This is a genomic window from Vulgatibacter incomptus, assembly GCF_001263175.1.
Lineage (GTDB): Bacteria > Myxococcota > Myxococcia > Myxococcales > Vulgatibacteraceae > Vulgatibacter > Vulgatibacter incomptus.
On the sequence record NZ_CP012332.1, the window covers coordinates 2977501 to 2995630 of the forward strand.

Sequence of the window (18130 nt, forward strand, 5' to 3'; positions counted from 1 at the left end):
TTCGCGACGGCGACCGCGACGGGATCGTTGTCGATCATCACGACCCGCTTCGCGCCCAGCTTCGCCGCGGCGATCCCGAGGATGCCGCTCCCGCAGCCGATGTCGGCGGCGCTGGCGGACGGACGGCGTTCGAGGGCCTCGAGCGTCCCCTCCAGGCAGAGCGCGGTGGTGGCGTGCCCGCCGGTGCCGAACGCCATTCCGGGCTCGATCACCACGGCGATCTGGCCCTCGGGCGCGCGCTCCCACGGCGGCAGCACCCAGAGCCGCCCGCCTACGTGCAGCGGCTGGAAGTGGAGCTTCCAGGTCTCCGACCAGTTCTGATCGTCCAGGCGCTCGAGGCCGGCGCGGATCTCCTGCCCCTCCGCCTGCGCCTCGAGCTCGGCCCGAACCTCGGCGAGGATCGGATCGCCCTCGACCTCGTCGCCGAAGTACCCGATCGCGACCGCGCGCCCCTCCGGGACCGGGGTCATACCGGGAGGCGGGAGGACTTCCCGATCGCGGATCTCGACGCCCTGGGCGTCGGCGTCGTGAAGGAGCGAAGCGGCGAGCTCGCAGAGCTCGGCGGGCACGTCGAACGTGAGCGCCAGGTACTTGGGCACGATGACCTCGAATCGGGACGGGAGGGTCCGCTGCGGCCGCGTTACCACGGAGCCAGGGGGCCGTCGAGGCCGACGCTCCCGCGGCGCGTCACGAGAACGCGCCATCGAGGAAATTTCAGCCTGGGCTAGGCGGAAGGCGAGACCACCGCGACTACGCTCCGGTCGAGATCGAGGTAGCGCTTGGCGGCGTCCTGGACCTGCTCTCGCGTGACGGCTTCGATCCGCTCCCGGTAGAGCGAGAAGCTCTCGGCGCCGAGGCCGTAGGCCTCGTCCAGGGCGATCGATGCGGCGCGCGCGTCGTTCCGCTGCAGGCCGATCGCGTGGCTGCCGACGAGGTACCGCTGCGCCCGGAGGAGCTCCTCGTCGGTGATGGGCTGGGCGATCACCTTCGCGAGCTCGTCGCGGATGCCGGCCTCGGCGTCCGCCAGCTTCTCCGGCGAGGTCCCGATGTAGACGCCGAAGTAACCGTGGTCGATGCCCTCGAGGTTGAACGCGGTGACCGAGTAGGCCATCGAACGCTTGTCGCGCAGCTCGAAGAAGAGCCTGCCTCCCTGGCCGGCGAGGACGCTCGCGAGCACGCCGAGGGCGTGCCGCTCCGGATCCTGGAAGCGGGCTCCGAGGAAGCCGAGGATCAGGTGAGCCTGCTGCTTGTCCATCTGGCGGGAGGCTCGGCGGGCCTCTGCGGGGGATGGCTCGATCCCGACTACGGGGGGAGTCGCGCGCTTCGAGGCCCACTCTCCGAAGAGCTCCTCGGCGAGGCCGAAGGCCGTGTTCGGCTCGACGTCGCCGACGATCGAGAGCACGAGGTTGTCGGCGCCGTACCGGCCCTCGTACCAGGAACCGATGGCGGCGGGGTCGAAGGCGGCGAGGCTCTCCGCCGTGCCGAGCGGATCGAAGCGGTACGGATGGCGGGTGTAGAGGGCTCGCGAGAAGAGATCGAAGGCCACGCTGGCGGGGCTGTCGTCCCGCGTCCGGATCTCCTCGAGCTGGAGTGCTCGCTCCCGCTCGACCTCCCGGTCGCCGAAGCCGGGATCGCGGAGGCACTCGGCGAAGAGGCGGAACGCGGGCTCGAACTTCGTCGCGAGGAAGTCGCCCCGGAATCCGAAGGAATTCCGTCCGGACGCCCCGACGAACGAGGCCGCCAGCTCGTCGGAGAGAGCGGCGAGCTCCTTGGCGCTCCGCTTCCCGGTCCCCTTCGTGATCGTGCGGGCGAGAAGGTGGTTGATTCCGTTTGTCCTCTCGTCCTCGAAGCGGAGCCCGCCGAGGAAGGCGGCCCTGACCGCGACCACCGGGACGGAGGGCTCGGGCTTCACGAGGACGGTCGCGCCGGAGGCCAGCCTCTCGCGGAAGATCCCCGCCGCGCCCGGGGTCCGGGCCTTCTTCGGGAAGGTCGGCGGGACTTCCGCAGCCGCGGCCGGCCGCGGAGGAGGCGCCGCTGCCGCCTGGCGGCGGGACGGGACCCCTCGCTCCTCTTCCTCCGCGATCGCCGCGACCTCCTCTTCGCCGAGCGGGAGCTCCTCGCCGCCGAGCAGGATCGCGTTCAATCGGCTCGACCGGAGGAAGCGATCGCAGACGTCGCGGATCTGGTCGGAGGTGACGCTGCGGAGGGCCTCGTAGTAGCGCCTCTCGAAGTCGAGCGAGCCGGTGACGGTCTCGTAGAAGCCGAGCTTTCGCGCCACACCCTGCACGGTCTCCCGCTGCCAGATCTGCTCGGACTCGACGAGGTGCTTGGCGACCTCGAGCTCCTTCCCCGACGGCCCTTCGGCCCGCAGGCGGTAGACCTGCCTCAGCGCCTCGCGGATCGTGGCCGGCGCCTGCTCGTGCCGGAGCGCGGCGCCGACGACGAAGAGGCCGGGGTCCTTCGGCGTGTAGGCGTACGAGTAGATCTCGTTGCAGAGGTGCCGATCCCGTTTCACCTCCTGTACCAGCCTCGCGCTGTCTCCGTTTCCGAGGACCGCCGCGGCGAGGTCGAGGGCGACGAGATCATCCGAGAGGATGTGGGGGATCGGCCACGCGAGGGCGAGGTGCGTCTCCTGGACCGCCTCGCGCATCACCTTGGTCCGGAACCCGGTCGGCTCGGGCTCCGGGGTACGCGCGTGCCGGCCGCCGTGCCGTCCCTTCGCGTCGCCCCAGAGCGCGTCGATCCGCGCGCGGGCCTTCTCGGGATCGAAATCGCCCACGATCACCAGCGCGACGTTGTCCGGGGTGTAGTGACGACGGTAGAAGCCGAGGACGTCGTCCCGCGTGAAGCTCCGCACCGTCTCGGGGAAGCCGATCACCGGCCTCCCATAGGTGTGGGCGGTGTACGCGCTCTCGAAGAGGGCGCGCGAGGCGCGGCGCGACGGCATGTCACCCGCCCGCTTGATCTCCTCGATCACCACCTCGATCTCGCGCGAGAGCTCATCGGGATCGAAGACGGAGTCGCGGACCTGATCGGTGAGCACCTCCAGGCCCTCCTCGAAGAACGAGGACGCGATCGTGAGGTGGTAGACGGTCTGGTCGAAGCTCGTCCACGCGTTGACCTCGCCGCCGCGGGACTCGATGTCGCGGGCGATCTCACCGGGACCGCGCCGGTTCGTTCCCTTGAAGAGCATGTGCTCGTGCAGGTGGGCGAGCCCGGCCTCGCGATCCGACTCGTCGGCGGAGCCAACCTGGACCCAGGCCTGCAGCGCGACGACGGGTGCGGCCCGATTCTGTTCCAGGATGACGGTGAGGCCGTTGGGGAGCCGGTACTGCACGTGGAAGCCTTCCTCCCGGACGAGGCCGGGCTGGCAACGGGTGCCGAGGGTGCGAAGGGCTCGAGAGCGCCGCGCGCAACACCGGATCTAGCCCCGAACGGGCGAAAGCGCATGCCGATTGCAGGCGCAGCGAACGAACGAGGCGAAGGTCGCCCGGCGAAGGTGCGGCGCCGCCCCTCTCCTGTCAACGACGTCGAGCGGGTCCCGCACTTCGCGCGACGTGATAGAGTCCGTCGATCGCTGAACAATCGGGAGGCCTCCTCCATGGAGAAGCACATCCTCGAAGCCGACGCCCCGAGCCCGACCGACGAGTGGGCGACGCCGGGTCCCGACGACGCCTACGTCGAGGTGGAGCCGGACGAGGTCCTGGACGACGCGGATCTCATCGACCTCTCGCCGGACGAGCATCACGCATCCGAGCCGGCGCTCGGAATCGATGGGGAGCTTCCCCGTCCGGCGCTCGAGCTCGACTCGGAGCTCGCCCGGTTGCGCGACGAGCTCGAGGCGCGCATGGCGGACGAGCGCGGCAACCTCGGCGCGCGGATCGCCGAGCTCGAGGGCGAGCTCGAGGCGGTGCAGGAGGAGCGCGGCGCGTGGACGCGGGAGATCGACGAGCTCCACGCCGAGCTCGAAGCCCGAAGCTCGGCCGTCGCCGCAGCCCGGTCGAAGACCGAGGAGACGAGACTCGCGCTGGCGGCGCTCCAGGACGAGCGCGCGGCGCTCGCCGCGGAGGTGGGCCGCCTCCGCCAGGAGCGCGAGGGGATGCAGGACGATCTCGCCGCCCAGATTTCCCGGCTCGCCGGCGAGCTGGCCTCCCGCGACCTGGAGAACGACCGCCTCCAGAAGCGGATCGATCAGCTCACCAGGGAAAAGACGGGCCCGGGCGGCACGGGCGAGGCCTCGCACGGGCCCGAGCTCGCACGCCTGCGCGCCGAGCTGGAGGATCTGACGGCCCAGAACGAGTTTCTACTGTCGGAGGTCGATCGCTACGCGGCACAGGCCGTCCGACGCGATCGCTGATTTGGTCTCGTTCGCATCCCGCTTCGGCGTCTACGTACATTTCCCCTACTGCCTCTCGAAATGCCCCTACTGCGACTTCGCCTCGGTGGTCGCCGAGTCGATCCCGCACGAGCGGTACGCCAAGGCGATCGCGGCCGAGCTCGCCCTCCGGGCCGCCGAGCACGGCCGCCCCGAGCACGGCGTGGAGTCGCTCTACTTCGGCGGCGGGACTCCCTCGCTCTGGGAGCCGCGCCGCGTCGGCGAGACCATCGAGGCCGTCGATCGGCTCTTCGGCCTCGCCCCCTCCTGCGAGATCACGCTCGAGGCCAACCCCGGCGCCTCCGAGGCGCAGCGCTTCTCCGAGCTCCGTCGTTCGGGCGTGAACCGACTCTCCATCGGCGTGCAGTCGTTCCATCCGGCGATCCTCGCCGGCCTGGGACGGAGGCACTCCGGGGAGGAGGCGGGCGACGCGTTGGAGAAGGCACGTCGCGCGGGCTTCGAGAACGTCTCCCTGGACCTGATCTTCGGAGGCCCGCACCAGACGGAGGCCATCGCGGAGGCGGACGTGCGCCGCGCGATCGAGCTGGGGCCCGAGCACATATCGTGCTACGGATTGACACTAGAAGGCCTGGCCGAGGACGTGCGCCTGGCAAAGGACGTCCGGCGCGGCAAGGTGCAAGTGGCGGACGACGCCCTCCAGGAACGGATGGGCCGCCTCGTCCGCGCGGCGCTCGAGGACGCCGGCCTCCGGCGCTACGAGATCTCGAACTTTGCGAAGGCGGGGTTCGAGTCCCGGCACAACTCGCTCTACTGGATGGGGAGGGAGTACGTGGCGGCCGGATGCGGCGCCCACGGCTACCGTCCCGTGAAGGACGGCGGGCTCCGCTACGGGAACCCCCGCAAGCCGGAGGCCTGGCTCGAGGCGGTGGAGGCGGGACGGAGCCCCGAGGTCGAGCGAGACGAGATCACGAGGCCCGAGCTCTTCGAGGAGCGGATCTTCCTGGGCCTTCGGCTGGTCGACGGGCTCGATCTCGATCGGGCGGCGGCGGAGACGATCGGCGCGGTCCCCCCCTCGACCCGGGCTGCGGTGGCCCGCCTCGTGGCGCAGGGGCTCCTGGAAGAAGAAGGCGCCTGGATCCGCTGCACCGAGCGTGGAATGGACTACCACACTGAGGTCGCGGTGCAGCTCCTCCCGTCTGGCGACTCGACGGTGAGAGGCGAGCCCGCGGCGAGCAAACCCCTCCTGCCGATCATCTAGTCACTCGACGGTCGGCTCCGGATCGGCCTTGGCGCTCTCGGAAGGCGCCACCGTCCGGGTGCCGGTGCGGGAGAGCACGAGCTCTGCGGCCTGTGCGCGGTCGACCGCGGAGACCCAGCCCGCGAACGCGGCGTAGTCCCTGGGCGGCACGCGGCCCCTGTAGATCTCCAGCTCCTCCTGCAGGCTGAGGCGCCCGGGGACCACCGCTACCACGCGCTTGTAGCTCCCATGTGGACCGAGCTCCCGCGCAGCCTCCGGGCTGATCACGGGGGCGAGGCCCTGAGGCAGCTCGAGGTCGATCCGGGTCTCGACGCGCTCGGGGGTGCGGAGCAAAAGGGGCGTCTCGCGATCCCCTCGCGCGAGGAAGCGCCTGCCGAGCTGGGCCGCGAAGAAGTCGAGGTCCACCGAGACGCGCCCGCCGCCGGCGTCGTGGGCGAAGTCGGGAACGCGGAAGCCGTACGAGATCGAGACCGGCGCACCCGACTCTCCCTCGGTCTGGACGTCGAGCTCCTCGAGGACGAGGCCGCGGAAGCCCCTCGCCAGCGCGGACTCCACCACCTGCCTGCGGCGGTCGCCGTCGAGCTTCTCGAGGCTCGTCCGGGCCCACGCCGCGTCGAAGCCGAGGTAGCGCTCCACCCCGCGGCCCTCGAGGGAGCCGTCGTCACGGAGCGTGAGCTTCATCTCGACCTCTCTCCCCTGGGGCTTTCCGGTCGAGACCGGGGTGCTGGATGCCGTCGGCGCCTGCTCGCCGGCAGTGGGCAGGAGCCAGGCCGGAGCGCCCTGGGCCAGGGGCTCCACCTGTCCGAACGGCGCCCACCGCTGTGCGGGATCGAGCCAGACCAGGCCGCCGGCCGGCTCCGGCCGGACCACGAGCACCAGGCGGGCCCAGCGCTCGGGACGAGGGAAGCGCAGGTCGGTCGGCATCTGATCGAATGTGCGTACGGCAGCGTAGCGGTTCTCGATTCCGAGCTCGTCGAGGGCCGCCTTGAGGAGGAGCAGGCGGTTGCCGCGCTTCTGCGCCAGGACCTGAGAGGCAGGATGGCCGAACGATGCGTCCGATCCGTCGATCTCCTCCATGACCCGCTCGTAGAGCGCGCGCACCAGGGCGTTGCGATCGCGGCCCTGGCCCGGCGCGCCAGCCTTGACGGCCCGCGCCCACTCCGCGACCTCGAAGCTGCGCTTGGCGCTCCCGGCGAGGTTGTCCGCGAAGGCGGAGGCGAGGCGTCCCTCGTCGGCGCCACTGCCCGCCTGCACCCACGGGAGGACCTCGTCGCGGCGCACCGAGGTCGGCTCGGGCAGGAACACCTGGCCGTCATGGCTCCTCATGATCGCGAGCAGGTGCATGCCGTCGTCCTTCACCTCGGCGCCCTGGGCGCCGTTGTGCAGGTCGAGCTCGAGGCCCGCCTTCTTCTCCGCGCGCACCACGTAGATCGACTCGAGCAGCGGCGTCCCCTCGGCCCGGAAATAGAAGGGCGAGGCGCTCCACCCGGCGAGGGCGGCGCCCCGGGAAGCGGTGGCGGAGAGGTACTGGATCTCGACGAAGTCCCCGACCTCCAGGTTCGGGAGCGAGATCGAGTCCTTCCCCGCGATGCTCTCGGGCTCGACGATCCGCCCGTCGCGCTTGATGGTCCGGAGGTGGATGACCTCGGCGCCCGCCGGAAGGTTCACCTCCCCGAGGAGATCGATCCCGCGCTTGTCGAGGATCTTCGCGACCGTGTGGATCCGTTCGACGAACGAGCCGTCCGCATAGACCTCCGCCCCGCCAAAGTCGAAGAGGACCACCGCGGGCGTGTCGAAGCGCCGGCGCGGCTCGAACTGGCGGATGATCTCCAGACCGTCCCGATCGTACTCGGCGAGAATGTCCGCTCCGGCCTCGAAGGCGGCCATTCGCCGCAGCGCGAGATCGCTGCCATCGAGGGCGAGGGCTCGCTTGCGGGCCGCCTGCGCTCCCTCGGCGTCCCCCGCGCGCTCGAGCAGCTCCGCGCTGCGCCCGGCGAGGTACGACGATCGCGGCCACGCCGCCTCGAGGCGCGCGACGACTTCGGAAGCCCGCGCCGGCTCACCGAAGGCGAGGAGTCGCTCGGCGAGGCGAAGGTTCGAGGCCAGATCCTGCGGATCCTCCTGCGCCAGCTCCCTCGCCAGCCTCAGCGCCTCACCGTCGCGGCCGCGATCGCCGAGGAGCCCGGCGAGCCGCGCCCGTCCCCCTGGACACGTGGCGAACGAGGTCGCCGCGGCGTCGGCGTCCGCCACCGCGTCGAACCGTCGCGAGAGCTCGAAGACGAGATCGCCCGCCGGGCAGCTCCCGGGATCCTGGTCGAGGACTTCCCTCGCGAGCTCAATTGCCTGTGCGTCGAAGCCCCGCGTCCTCGCGATCCGCGCCTTCGCGATACCGAGCGTCGACGAGGGAGTCACGCGCCCGGCGGCCTCGAGCTTCTCGAGGGCGTCGTCGTGGCGGCCTGCGCCGCGAAGGAGGGACGACGCGGACCAGAGCGCCCAGGGGTTCGAGGGATCCCGCGCGAGCACCGCCTCGAGATCGGCGGCGGCGCGCGCCTGCCCGATCTTCTCCGGGAGGGTCTCGTCGAAGCGGGAGAGGTCGGCCCGAAGGCCGAGGAGCGGCGCCGAGCGGGGGAGGAGCTCGAGCGCCGACGCGATCACGCGCTTGGCGCCTTCAGGGTCCACCTGCCGCGCGTCCCTGGCCGCTACGAGAGCGCCGAGGATCCCGGCCTCCGGCTCGAGCCTCGAGGCGAGGTCGCGGGCACCCGTCCGGAGGGCGCCGATCACGCGGGGGATCCTGCCAGGTCCGTCGCCGGCCTTCGCCGCCCGCCACTCGATCGGCGAGGGCGCGCCGGTCGCCGGCGCGAGCGAGAGCGAGAAGCTGCCCGGTCCGCTCCCCCTCCCGACCTTGATCGCCACCAGGTGGGAACCCGCAGGGAGATCCAGCTCGGCGCCGGCGATCGTCGGCGCCGACGCGTCGTAGGCGCTCCGCCGCGAAATCTCCAGACCGTCGACGAAGAGCGCCACGCTGGTGCTCGGGCTCGTCGTCAGGCGCGCCACGTAGCGCCCCTGCGAGGGAACCGTGGCAACCGCCAGCGCGTAGTAGACGTCGCCGGAGCGCAGCTCCGGGCGGAGCGAGAGCCAGCCCGCCGGGAGCTCGAACGGCCTCGGCGCGAGCTCGTCGCCGCTCGAGCCCTGGAAGCGCGCGGCGACGGGAGCCGCCCGCTCAGGGGGAAAGGGCGTGCCGAGATCGAGGCTGCTCCAGGGGGAGAAGGGGCCCACCACGGAGGCGGCGCTCATGGCGCCTGCGGCCGCGACCGCCTCCCGCAGCACGTCGAGCCCCTGCTCGTCCCGCGTCCTTCGCACGGCCGAGCGGAGTCGCGCCGCAGCTTCCGGGTCGAGGCCTCCCGCCCCGAGGAGCGCCGAGGCCCGCGCGTCGATCGTGGCGTCGAGGGTCGAGGAGGTCCGGACGAGCTCGCCCAGGCGCCCTGCCGCCGCGATCGAGAGCGGATGGGACGGCGCGCGCTCGATCAGCGACGCCAGCGCGGCGGCCTCCGCCGGCGAGTCGAGGCGCCTCCGCGCGGCCTCCGCGAGGGCGAGGTGCGCCCAGGGATCGGCCGGCGATCGCTCGATCGCCTGCCCGGCGAGCGTCTCCATCCGCGAGGCGTCCGCGCCCACGAGCCAGGCGTCCCACGCCGCGAGCGCCAGGTCGCGGCCGGTTCCGCCGCCCTTCTCGACCTTCTTCGCTGCGTCGGCGAGAGCCTCCAGCGGAGGCCGGGGGCCACCGCTGCAGCCGGCGGCGAGGAGCCATGCGCACACGAGTGCGGTGGAAGCGAGGGAGAGATGGCGCAAGGCAGAGGCTCCGAAAGAGGCGTGGTTGCGCGGCCTCGGTCATGCGGGAATATCACACCGCGCCCGCCCCCAACCGTTTCCGGCCCTCGATCCCTTCCCGTCCGGCGCGCCGCTCGAGCACATTCCGAGCGTGCGCGCGATCGTCCGATCGCAACGACCGCGCATGAGCCGTCTAGACGCTCGGCCGATCCGAGGCGCCGCCCAGCGGCGCCCGACGGAGCGCGGTGTATTGAGCGCCCTCGGGCGAGAGGACGCTCTGGTAGAGGATCAGTTCCCCCACCTGGAAACGCCCGAGCTCCCACTCCTCGAGCGGACTCACGCAAGCGGCCAGGGAGTGATCCCCGTAGTGGTTCCGTGAGCGGGCGAGCGTGAGGTGGGGAACGAACGGCCGGGTCTCGGGGCTGTAGCCGAACGGGACCAGCGCCTGCTCCAGATCGCCCTTCAGCGCCGCGAGGGCGCCGACCTCGCCGGACAACCCGCCCCAGAGCACCTTGGGCCGCTTGGCGCTCCCGAAGGCGCCCCCTCCCGTTCCTTCGAGGGTGATCGGCGGGTGGCGGGCGGCGACCCGCACCACCACCTCCTCGAGATCCGGGACCACCGGTTCGTCGATCTCCCCGAGGAACGCGAGGGTGAGGTGCATCCCCTCGGGCCGCACCCACTTCGAGTCGGGCGAGAGGCCGCGGAGGCGCTCGACCTCACGCCGGATCCCCGCCCGGATCTCATCGTCCGGATCGACCGCAACGAAGAGCCGCAAGCGCGTTCCCCTTTCGCCCCTGAATCTAGGCGCTTCGGCGCGGCCCTGCGGAACTACTCGACCGTCACGCTCTTGGCGAGGTTGCGAGGCTGGTCCACGTCCGTGCCGCGGAGGTCGGCCACGTGGTAGGCCAGGAGCTGGAGCGGGATGCTCGTGACCACGGGCATGAGCAGCGGAACGCAGTCCGGGACCTCGATCACGTGATCGGCGATCGAGCGGACGTGGGTGTCGCCCTCGGTGACGATCGCGACGACCTTGCCACCGCGGGCCCGCACCTCCTCGATGTTCCCGATGGTCTTCTCGTAGGTCGCGTCCTTGGTCGCGATCACCACCACCGGGAGATCCGTCTCGATGAGCGCGATGGGCCCGTGCTTCATCTCGCCAGCCGCGTAGCCCTCGGCGTGGATGTACGAGATCTCCTTGAGCTTGAGCGCGCCCTCCAGCGCGACCGGCGCCTGGGGGCCGCGTCCGAGGAAGAGCACGTCGCGGGCCTGGAGAATAGCGTGGGCGACCTCGACCACCTTCGCCTCGCCCTCAAGCGCCTTCTCGACCTTGGTCGGCAGCTCCCGGAGCGCGGCGAGCCAGCGACGGCCCGCCTCGGCGTCGAGGTGGCCGGTCAGCCTGCCGAGGCGGATCGCCAGCAGTGCCAGGGCGGTGAGCTGCGTGGTGAAGGCCTTGGTCGAGGCGACGCCGATCTCGGGTCCAGCGTGGGTGTAGAGGACGTCGTCCGCCTCGCGGGCGATCGCCGAGCCAAGGACGTTGCAGACCGCCATCGTCCGGGCGCCGAGGCGCTTCGCCTCGCGGAGGGCCGCGAGGGTGTCGATGGTCTCGCCCGACTGCGAGATCGCGAGGGCCAGGACGGAGCCGTCGACGACCGGCTCGCGGTAGCGGAACTCCGAAGCGAGATCGACCTCCACGGGGATCCGCGCGAGGCGCTCGATGAGCTGCTTCCCCACCAGGCCCGCGTGCCAGCTCGTACCGCAGGCGAGGATCGTGATCCGCCGGACGGTCTCGAGCGTTCGACGGTCGAGGTCGACCTCTCCCACGAGCGTGTCGCCCTCGTCCTCGCTGAACCGGCCCCGAAGGGTGTCGGCGAGGGCGCGCGGCTGCTCGTGGATCTCCTTGTGCATGAAGTGCTTGTGCCCGCCCTTCTCGGCCATCACGGGCGACCAGTCGATTCGCTGCGCGGCCCGGGTCTTCTCCTTGCCCGCGAGATCCGTGAGGCGGATCCGGTCGGCGGAGATCTCCGCGACCTCGCCCTCCTCGAGGAAGATCACCTGCCGCGTGTGCGAGAGGAGCGCGGGGACGTCGGAGGCGACGAAGTTCTCGCCCTCCCCCAGGCCCAGCACCATCGGCGAAGCGTTCTTCGCTGCGACGATCTCGCTGGGATGATCCTCGGAGGTGACGACGAGCGCGTACGCGCCGCGGACGCTCTCCAGAGACGAGCGGACGGCGTCGCCCAAGGAAGCGGCGCCGGCGGCGAGCTCACGGGCGATGAGGTGCGCAAAGATCTCGGTGTCCGTCTCGCTCGCGAACTCGTGCCCGGCCGCGCGGAGCTCGTCCCGGAGCGCGATGTGGTTCTCGATGATCCCGTTGTGGACGACCGCGACCTTCTCGAAGCGATGCGGGTGCGCGTTCTCGTCGGAGGGCTTGCCGTGCGTGGCCCAGCGGGTGTGGCCGATCCCGGTGGTCCCCGAGATGGGCGAGCGCGCGAGGAGCGCGTCGAGGTTCGCGAGCTTTCCCTTGGCGCGCGCGATCTCGAGGCCATTCGAGCTCAGGACCGCCACGCCGGCAGAGTCGTATCCCCGATATTCGAGCTTGCGGAGCCCCTCCACGAGGAGCGTCGCCGCCTCCTTGCTTCCCACGTACCCGACGATGCCGCACATCTTGTCGATCCCTCCGGCGGAAAATCCGGGCGGACTCTGCAAGAGAATGCCGGGGAGGGCAAGCCCGGTCGGTCCGGGCGCGCCCCTGGGTCACCGCGGGCCGGAGACTATTTGCGAGGTCGCTTCGATCCGGAGGCGCGGACCGCGCTTCGCCGGGCCTCCGTGGTCTTCGCTGCGGAGCTCCGCGCGGCGGCGGTCTTGCCGGCCACGGCCTTGGATCCGGAGGCCTTGGACGCAGCCGCGGAGATCTTCGATGCGGTCGATTTCGCCGCAGAGTTCTTCGATGCGGGCGCCAACTTCGATGCCTTCGACTTTCCGGAGATCTTGGAGCTCGCTCCCTTTGCCGAGGAGGCCGCCTTCGCCGACGCGCGCTTCCGGTCGGCCCAGCCCTCCTTCACCACCTGGGGCGCGCGGGAGAGCGCGAGCGCGCCGGCCGGAACGTCCGCCGTCACCGTCGCCCCCGCGCCCACGTACGCGCCGTCGCCGATCGTCACCGGCGCCACGAGCTGCGTGTCGCTGCCGATGAAGACATCGTCGCCGAGAATGGTCGGGAGCTTGTTCACGCCGTCGTAGTTGCAGGTGATCGTGCCCGCCCCCACGTTGCAGCGCTCGCCGATCATCGCGTCGCCGAGGTACGCGAGGTGGTTGGCCTTCGAGCCGCGGCCCATCGTCGTCTTCTTCGTCTCGACGAAGTTGCCGATGTGCACCTCCGCGCCGAGCTCTGTGCCGGGGCGGAGCCGGGCGAACGGCCCGACGATCGCCCGGTCGCCGACCACCGCGCCCTCGAGCACGGAGTAGGGCTTCACCACGACTCCTTCACCCACGGTGCTATCGACGAGCACCGACCCGAAGCCGATCACGCTGCCGGCGCCGACCGAGCTCCTGCCCGCGATCCAGACGTTCGGCTCGATCGTGGCGCCCGGCGCCAGCTCTGCCTCGTTCTCCAGGTAGACGGCGTCGGGATCGACGATGCCGACGCCCGCGCGCATGTGGCCCTCCGCCACGCGCCGCCGGAGCCGCCGCCCCGCCTCGGCGAGCTCCACGCGGTCGTTGACCCCCTGGAGCTCGTCCACCGGCGTCGGCACCGCGACCGCCGGGTCGCCGGCTCGCGCGGCGGCCGCGACCAGGTCCGTGAGATAGAACTCCCGCTGCGCGTTCCCAGAGTCGACCTTCGCGAGGGCCTTCCAGAGGAAGCGGGCGTCGCAGTCGTAGAGGCCGCCGTTCGCCTCGCGGACCTGCCTCTCGTCGGGCGTCGCGTCCTTCTCCTCGACGATCGCGCGGACCTTGCCATCGAGCCCCCGAATCACGCGGCCATACCCGGTCGGGTCGCTGGGGTTCATCGTGAGAAAGGCGACGAGGTGTCCCTTCCCAGCTGCGATCAACTTCTCCAGCGTCGGCCGCTCGAGGAGCGGGACGTCGCCATAGAGGATGGTGATCCGTCCCTTGTGGCCTGCCAGCGCGCGGCGCGCACAGAGGACGGCGTGGCCCGTGCCGAGCTGCTCTTCCTGCACCGCGAACCGCAACGGCGCGCCAGGGAAGTGGGCCGCCAGCTGCCGCCGGACCTCGTCGCCCTGGTGGCCCACCACGACCACCACGGGATCGCAGCCCAGCTCCAGCGCCCGCTGGATCGGGTACCACGCCAGGGGCTTGCCGTTGGCCTCGTGAAGGGCCTTCGCAAGGCCGCTCTTCATGCGGGTACCCTTCCCCGCCGCAAGGATGATCGCCGCTCTCTCGCTCATTGCGCGGCACGATAGAGGCACGCCAGGGATCGGTCAATCGTCGCGAAATACACGATATTCTCGACCCGGAATGGAGGGCGCCGCGCTAGTTTGATAGACCTGGAACAGCAATTGTTCCGAGGGAGCCATCGAATGCCTCAGGGGGAAACGATCCGCGTCGCGATCGTGGAGGACGATCCGCAGCAGCTCGCGCTCGTTCGTCACACGCTCGCCGCCAACGCCGATCTGGAAGTCGTGGGCGCGTGGACGAGCGGGCGGACCGCGCTCGCATCGTTGATGGAAGCCAATTCTCTGGGGCGGCGCGCCGACGTCGTCCTGATCGACCTGGGGCTGCCGGACCTCTCGGGCGCCGAAGTGGCCCGACGCCTCGTCCAGCTCGCCGATCCGCCGGAGATCGTCGTCCTCACGGCTCATGGCGAGCGATCCATGGCGCTCGAGGCGCTCCATGCCGGAGCCTGCGGCTATCTGCTGAAGGGCAACACCGCCGAGCTCCCGGCGGCCGTGCGGATCGCCGCGGCAGGCGGATCGATCATCGCTCCCGCCATCGCCCGCTTCCTCCTCGAGGAGGTTCGCATCGCGGCGCGACCCGGCGAGGCGGGGATTCCTCTCGGCGAGTTCGAGCGCGGCGGTCTCGGGGGAGACGGCAACGCGGACATTCGCGCGCAGCTCACCAAGCGTGAGCGCGAGGTGCTGGCGCTCCTCGCCAAGGGGCTCACCTACGACGAGGCGGCGAAGCTCCTGGGCATCAGCCTCGGCACCATCCAGAGCCACGTGAAGAGCCTCTACCGCAAGCTCGACGTCACCTCGAAGGCAGAGGCGGCGGCGGAAGCGGTGCGTCGCGGGCTCGCCTGGTCCTGACCCTGTCGGGTCGATAGCGCCAACCAGCCAACTCCATGCGATCGCTCCTCCTGCTTTTCGTCCTGCTCGTCGCCTCGCCCTGCCTCGCCCTCCCGGCGGCGGGAGAGGCGGGGCTCGTCGCGACGGCTCATCCGGCGGCGAGCGCGGCCGGCGTCGAGATGCTCCGCAAGGGCGGCAACGCCGTCGACGCCGCGGTGGCCTCGGCGTTCGCCCTCGCGGTGGCCGAGCCGAACTCCTCCGGCCTGGGCGGCGGAGGCTTCGCGCTGGTCCGGGTGGGCTCGGAGCTCCGCTTCTTCGATTTCCGCGAAGTCGCGCCGGCGCGCGCGAAGCGCGACATGTTCCTCCGTGGCGGCAAGCCCGATCCCGCGCTCTCACGCGACGGCCCCCTCGCCGTCGCCGTCCCCGGAGCGGTGGCGGGCTACCTCGCCCTCCAGGAGCGCTACGGCAAGCTCGACCGGGCGACGGTCCTCGCGCCGGCGATCCGGATCGCGGAAGAGGGCTTCCGTGTCGACGAGCGCTACCGCACCTACGCGGGCTACCGGTTGGACGTCCTTCGCCGCGATCCGGAGGCGTCACGGATCTTCCTCGTGCGGGATCCCTCGGGAGGCCCCGCACAGGTCCCTCCCCTCGGAACCCTCCTCGTGCAGAGAGACCTGGCCGCGACCCTCCGCGAGATCGCGAAGAACGGCGCCAACGCTTTCTACAGCGGGGCGGTGGCGAAGAAGCTCGTCGCCGATCTCCGCTCGCGGGGCGGGATCCTCGAGGCGGCGGACCTCGCGGGCTTCCGCGTGAAAGAGCGGGAGCCCCTGGTGGGCTCGTACATGGGCCACGCCGTCGCCACCGCGCCGCCTCCTTCTGCCGGCGGCGCGGTCCTGCTCACCGTGCTCAACGTCCTGGAGACCCTGCCCGCCCAGACGCCGTGGCGCGATCCGGTCTCGCTCCATCTCTTCATCGAGACCATGAAGCGCGCCTTCGCGGACCGCGCGCTCTTCGGCGATCCGGCCTTTATCGACGTCCCCGTGGCGGCCCTCGTCTCCAAGGAGCGGGCGGCGCGTCTCGTGAGCTCCATCGGCTTCCCGTCCACGCCCGCCACCTCGATCCCGCCGGGCGAAGGCGCCGAGCTCGGGCTCGGACCCGAGGACGCTCGCGCGGTGGGAGGCGGAACGGACACGACCCACCTGTGCACGATCGACGCGGCCGGCGACGCGGTCTCGCTCACCACCACGGTCAACTACGGCTTCGGCGCCGGCATCGTCGCGAAGGGCACTGGTGTCCTCTGGAACGACGAGATGGACGACTTCTCCATCGCCCCTGGCGTCCCCAACGCCTTCGGGGTCTCCGGCTCCGCAGCCAACGCGGTCGCGCCGGGAAAGATCCCCCTCTCTTCGATGACGCCAACCCTCGTGTTCGACGGCCCGACCACCGACTCTCCGGTCCGGGTCGTGGTCGGGTCGCCGGGCGGTCCGCGCATCCCGACGGCCGTGGCTTGGGCCCTCTACGCCCTTCTGGCGTACGGTGCCGACGTGGAGAAGGCCCTCGGCCTCGGGCGGATCCACCACCAGCACCTGCCCGACGTGACGCTCTACGAGCCCTTCGCCCTCGACTCGGCGACGCTGGGCCTCCTCCTCCTCCGCGGCCATCGGCTGGAAGAAGCCGGCACCTGGAGCAACGCCACGATGATCGCGGTCGACCCGAAGACGGGCGTCCGGACGGGAGCCGCCGATCCGCGCGGATCGGGCACTGCCATCGCCCAGTGAGGCGATTGGCCTACGCGCCTCGATAGAGCCGTCGGGCTGCGAACGGGGTGCTACCTTTCCCTCGATGGATCGCCTGCCTCCGATCTTCGACGCGCAGATCCACGCCGAAAACCTGGGCGATCGGGATCTCGAGGACCTCGCCTACTTCGGCGTGGAGGCCGCGATCGCGATCGCAGGCGACGACGCACCGGCGGACTCCGTCCGCGACCTCCTCCGCTACCTGGAGGTGCAGATCGACACGCAGACGGAGCGGCTCCGAAAGGCGGGCATCGCGCCGTTCGTCGCGGTCGGGATCCATCCGCAGCGGCTCCCGATCCGGGGCCTGGGGCAGGCCCTCGCAGAGCTGCCGGCCCTCCTCGACCGGGGCAGGGTCGCCGCCCTCGGCGCGATCGGCCTCGCGGAGGGCGGAGAGCGGGAGGAGGAGGCCTTCGTCGCGCAGCTCGAGCTCGCCGCTTCACTCCGCGTGCCGGTCATCGTCAACACGCCGGACCGCAGCAACCCGCCGATCGCGCGGCGCGTCCTCAGCCTGCTCAAGGCGAGCGAGCTCCCGCCCTCGAAGGTGCTGGTCGGCGCGGGCGATCCGGGGACCGTACGCGTCGTGCGCGAGTTCGGCTTCCACGCCTGCTTGACCGTGCATCCGGCGCGCCTCCCTGCGGAAGCCGCGGTCCGGATCATCCGCCAGTACGGCGGCACGGGCATCCTGCTCGCGTCCGAGGCCGGAGCCGGGGCGAGCGATCTCCTCGCCGTCCCCCGCACGCTCCACCTCCTCGAACGTGCGGGGATCTCGCCGGAGATCACGAGGCGGGTCGGCTATGAGAACGCGATCGACTTCTTCGGCGTCGATCGGAGGGTTCTCTAGACCTTCAGGTCGGAACGGCGGAGGACCACGATCATCCGCCAGCTCGACTCGTCGAAGGGCGCGTCCGCGAGGAAATCCCCGTGGAGCTCCGCGATCTCGAAGGCACCGGAGAGCTTCACCGCCGCCTCGAGCTCGCCGTATCCCCAGTCGCGCATGGTGCAGGTCTCGCGGACCACCTCCTCGCGCTCTCCATCGGACGCGTGGATCTCCACATGAGCTTCGAAGAGCTGACGCACGGGATCGTAGGGATCGTCAGGTGAGCCCCACCGGGTCTCCACCGAGAGGCCGAAGCGCTCCACGCGCCACGGCCGGGACACGCCCGTCGGCCGCGCGCCCCGCCCCACGAAATCCCGAGGATGCTGGAGCTCCAGGACATAGACGCCATCCGGCTCGAGGTGCGCGGCGACCGAACGAAGGTGGCGCACCATCGCTTCGACCGTGTGGATGTGCGCCACGCTGTTGATCATCAGCAGGGCGAGGTCGAAGCGGCGCTCCAGCGCGAAGTCGATCATGTCCGCGCAGAAGACCTCGACCTTTGCCCCCTGGAGCGAAGCCTTGCCGACGGCGTATTCGCACATGGCCTTTGAGAGATCGAGAGCGGCAGCCTGCGCTCCGCGCCGATCCCATTCGACCGCGTGATCGGCGGGCCCGCACGCGAGCTCGATCACCGAGCCAGGGGAAGCCTTCCCGGCCACGCGCGCGTACCAGGCCGCGAGGGCGTCCACCTCGGACGGGAAGTCGCGGTAGCTGAAGGCGATGTCGTACAGCAGCGGCTTGTCGTAGATGTCACCAGTCGTGACCGGTTTGGTTACGGAATGCATGTGATTCCTCGCGGCG

General features: G+C 71.1%; 11 protein-coding genes and 1 pseudogene (1 of these 12 cut by a window edge). 5 read left to right on the forward strand and 7 right to left on the reverse strand.

Going from position 1 to position 18130, the window contains the following annotated elements; genetic code table 11:
• Both prmA and AKJ08_RS12390 read right to left on the reverse strand, forming a co-directional pair.
• Window positions 1-599, reverse strand: partial view of a 50S ribosomal protein L11 methyltransferase gene (gene prmA, locus AKJ08_RS12385; protein ID WP_050726349.1) — the 5' portion only. It extends 295 nt beyond the left edge of the window; only the first 599 of its 894 coding nucleotides appear in the window; it begins with the start codon at window positions 597-599; its stop codon lies off the left edge, out of view.
• Window positions 600-724: 125 nt separating this feature from the next.
• On the reverse strand, window positions 725-3337 hold the full coding sequence (locus AKJ08_RS12390) for a M16 family metallopeptidase (RefSeq protein ID WP_050726350.1): 2613 nt from the start codon (window positions 3335-3337) through the stop codon (window positions 725-727).
• A gap of 264 nt (window positions 3338-3601) precedes the next feature.
• On the opposite strand from AKJ08_RS12390, the gene AKJ08_RS12395 reads away from it, so the two are divergent.
• Both AKJ08_RS12395 and hemW read left to right on the forward strand, forming a co-directional pair.
• Window positions 3602-4357: a hypothetical protein gene (locus tag AKJ08_RS12395; protein ID WP_050726351.1), complete on the forward strand. Its 756-nt coding sequence runs from the start codon at window positions 3602-3604 to the stop codon at window positions 4355-4357.
• 1 nt (window position 4358) lies between these two features.
• Window positions 4359-5594, forward strand: coding sequence for a radical SAM family heme chaperone HemW (gene hemW / locus AKJ08_RS12400; protein ID WP_050726352.1), 1236 nt, complete (start codon window positions 4359-4361; stop codon window positions 5592-5594).
• Here hemW and AKJ08_RS12405 read toward each other — a convergent pair whose 3' ends face one another.
• The 4 genes and pseudogenes from AKJ08_RS12405 to glmU all read right to left on the reverse strand — a co-directional run.
• Window positions 5595-9440, reverse strand: a complete 3846-nt coding sequence (locus AKJ08_RS12405) for a hypothetical protein (protein WP_050726353.1) — start codon at window positions 9438-9440, stop codon at window positions 5595-5597.
• A 172-nt stretch (window positions 9441-9612) separates the two neighbouring features.
• Window positions 9613-10194, reverse strand: a complete 582-nt coding sequence (thpR, locus tag AKJ08_RS12410) for an RNA 2',3'-cyclic phosphodiesterase (RefSeq protein ID WP_050726354.1) — start codon at window positions 10192-10194, stop codon at window positions 9613-9615.
• Between the two features lie 53 nt (window positions 10195-10247).
• Window positions 10248-12080, reverse strand: a complete 1833-nt coding sequence (glmS, locus tag AKJ08_RS12415; protein WP_050726355.1) for a glutamine--fructose-6-phosphate transaminase (isomerizing) — start codon at window positions 12078-12080, stop codon at window positions 10248-10250.
• 296 nt (window positions 12081-12376) lie between these two features.
• Window positions 12377-13819, reverse strand: a pseudogene (gene glmU, locus AKJ08_RS12420) (bifunctional UDP-N-acetylglucosamine diphosphorylase/glucosamine-1-phosphate N-acetyltransferase GlmU); the annotation flags it as partial.
• Window positions 13820-13951: 132 nt separating this feature from the next.
• Between glmU and AKJ08_RS12425 the strand changes: the two are divergent.
• The 3 genes from AKJ08_RS12425 to AKJ08_RS12435 all read left to right on the forward strand — a co-directional run bounded on the left by AKJ08_RS12425 (window position 13952) and on the right by AKJ08_RS12435 (window position 17293).
• Window positions 13952-14677, forward strand: coding sequence for a response regulator (locus AKJ08_RS12425; RefSeq protein WP_050726356.1), 726 nt, complete (start codon window positions 13952-13954; stop codon window positions 14675-14677).
• Window positions 14678-14712: 35 nt separating this feature from the next.
• The gene (ggt, locus tag AKJ08_RS12430) at window positions 14713-16434 is read left to right on the forward strand and encodes a gamma-glutamyltransferase (protein WP_050726357.1); all 1722 of its coding nucleotides are present in this window, start codon (window positions 14713-14715) and stop codon (window positions 16432-16434) included.
• Between the two features lie 64 nt (window positions 16435-16498).
• Window positions 16499-17293 carry a TatD family hydrolase gene (locus AKJ08_RS12435; protein ID WP_050726358.1) on the forward strand — a complete coding sequence of 265 codons (795 nt, stop codon included), beginning with the start codon at window positions 16499-16501 and terminating at the stop codon, window positions 17291-17293.
• On the opposite strand, the gene AKJ08_RS12440 is transcribed toward AKJ08_RS12435, so the two are convergent.
• Window positions 17290-18114, reverse strand: coding sequence for a class I SAM-dependent methyltransferase (locus tag AKJ08_RS12440; RefSeq protein WP_050726359.1), 825 nt, complete (start codon window positions 18112-18114; stop codon window positions 17290-17292). The two genes, AKJ08_RS12435 and AKJ08_RS12440, sit on opposite strands and share 4 nt — an antisense overlap.
• Between the last annotated feature and the right edge of the window lie 16 nt (window positions 18115-18130).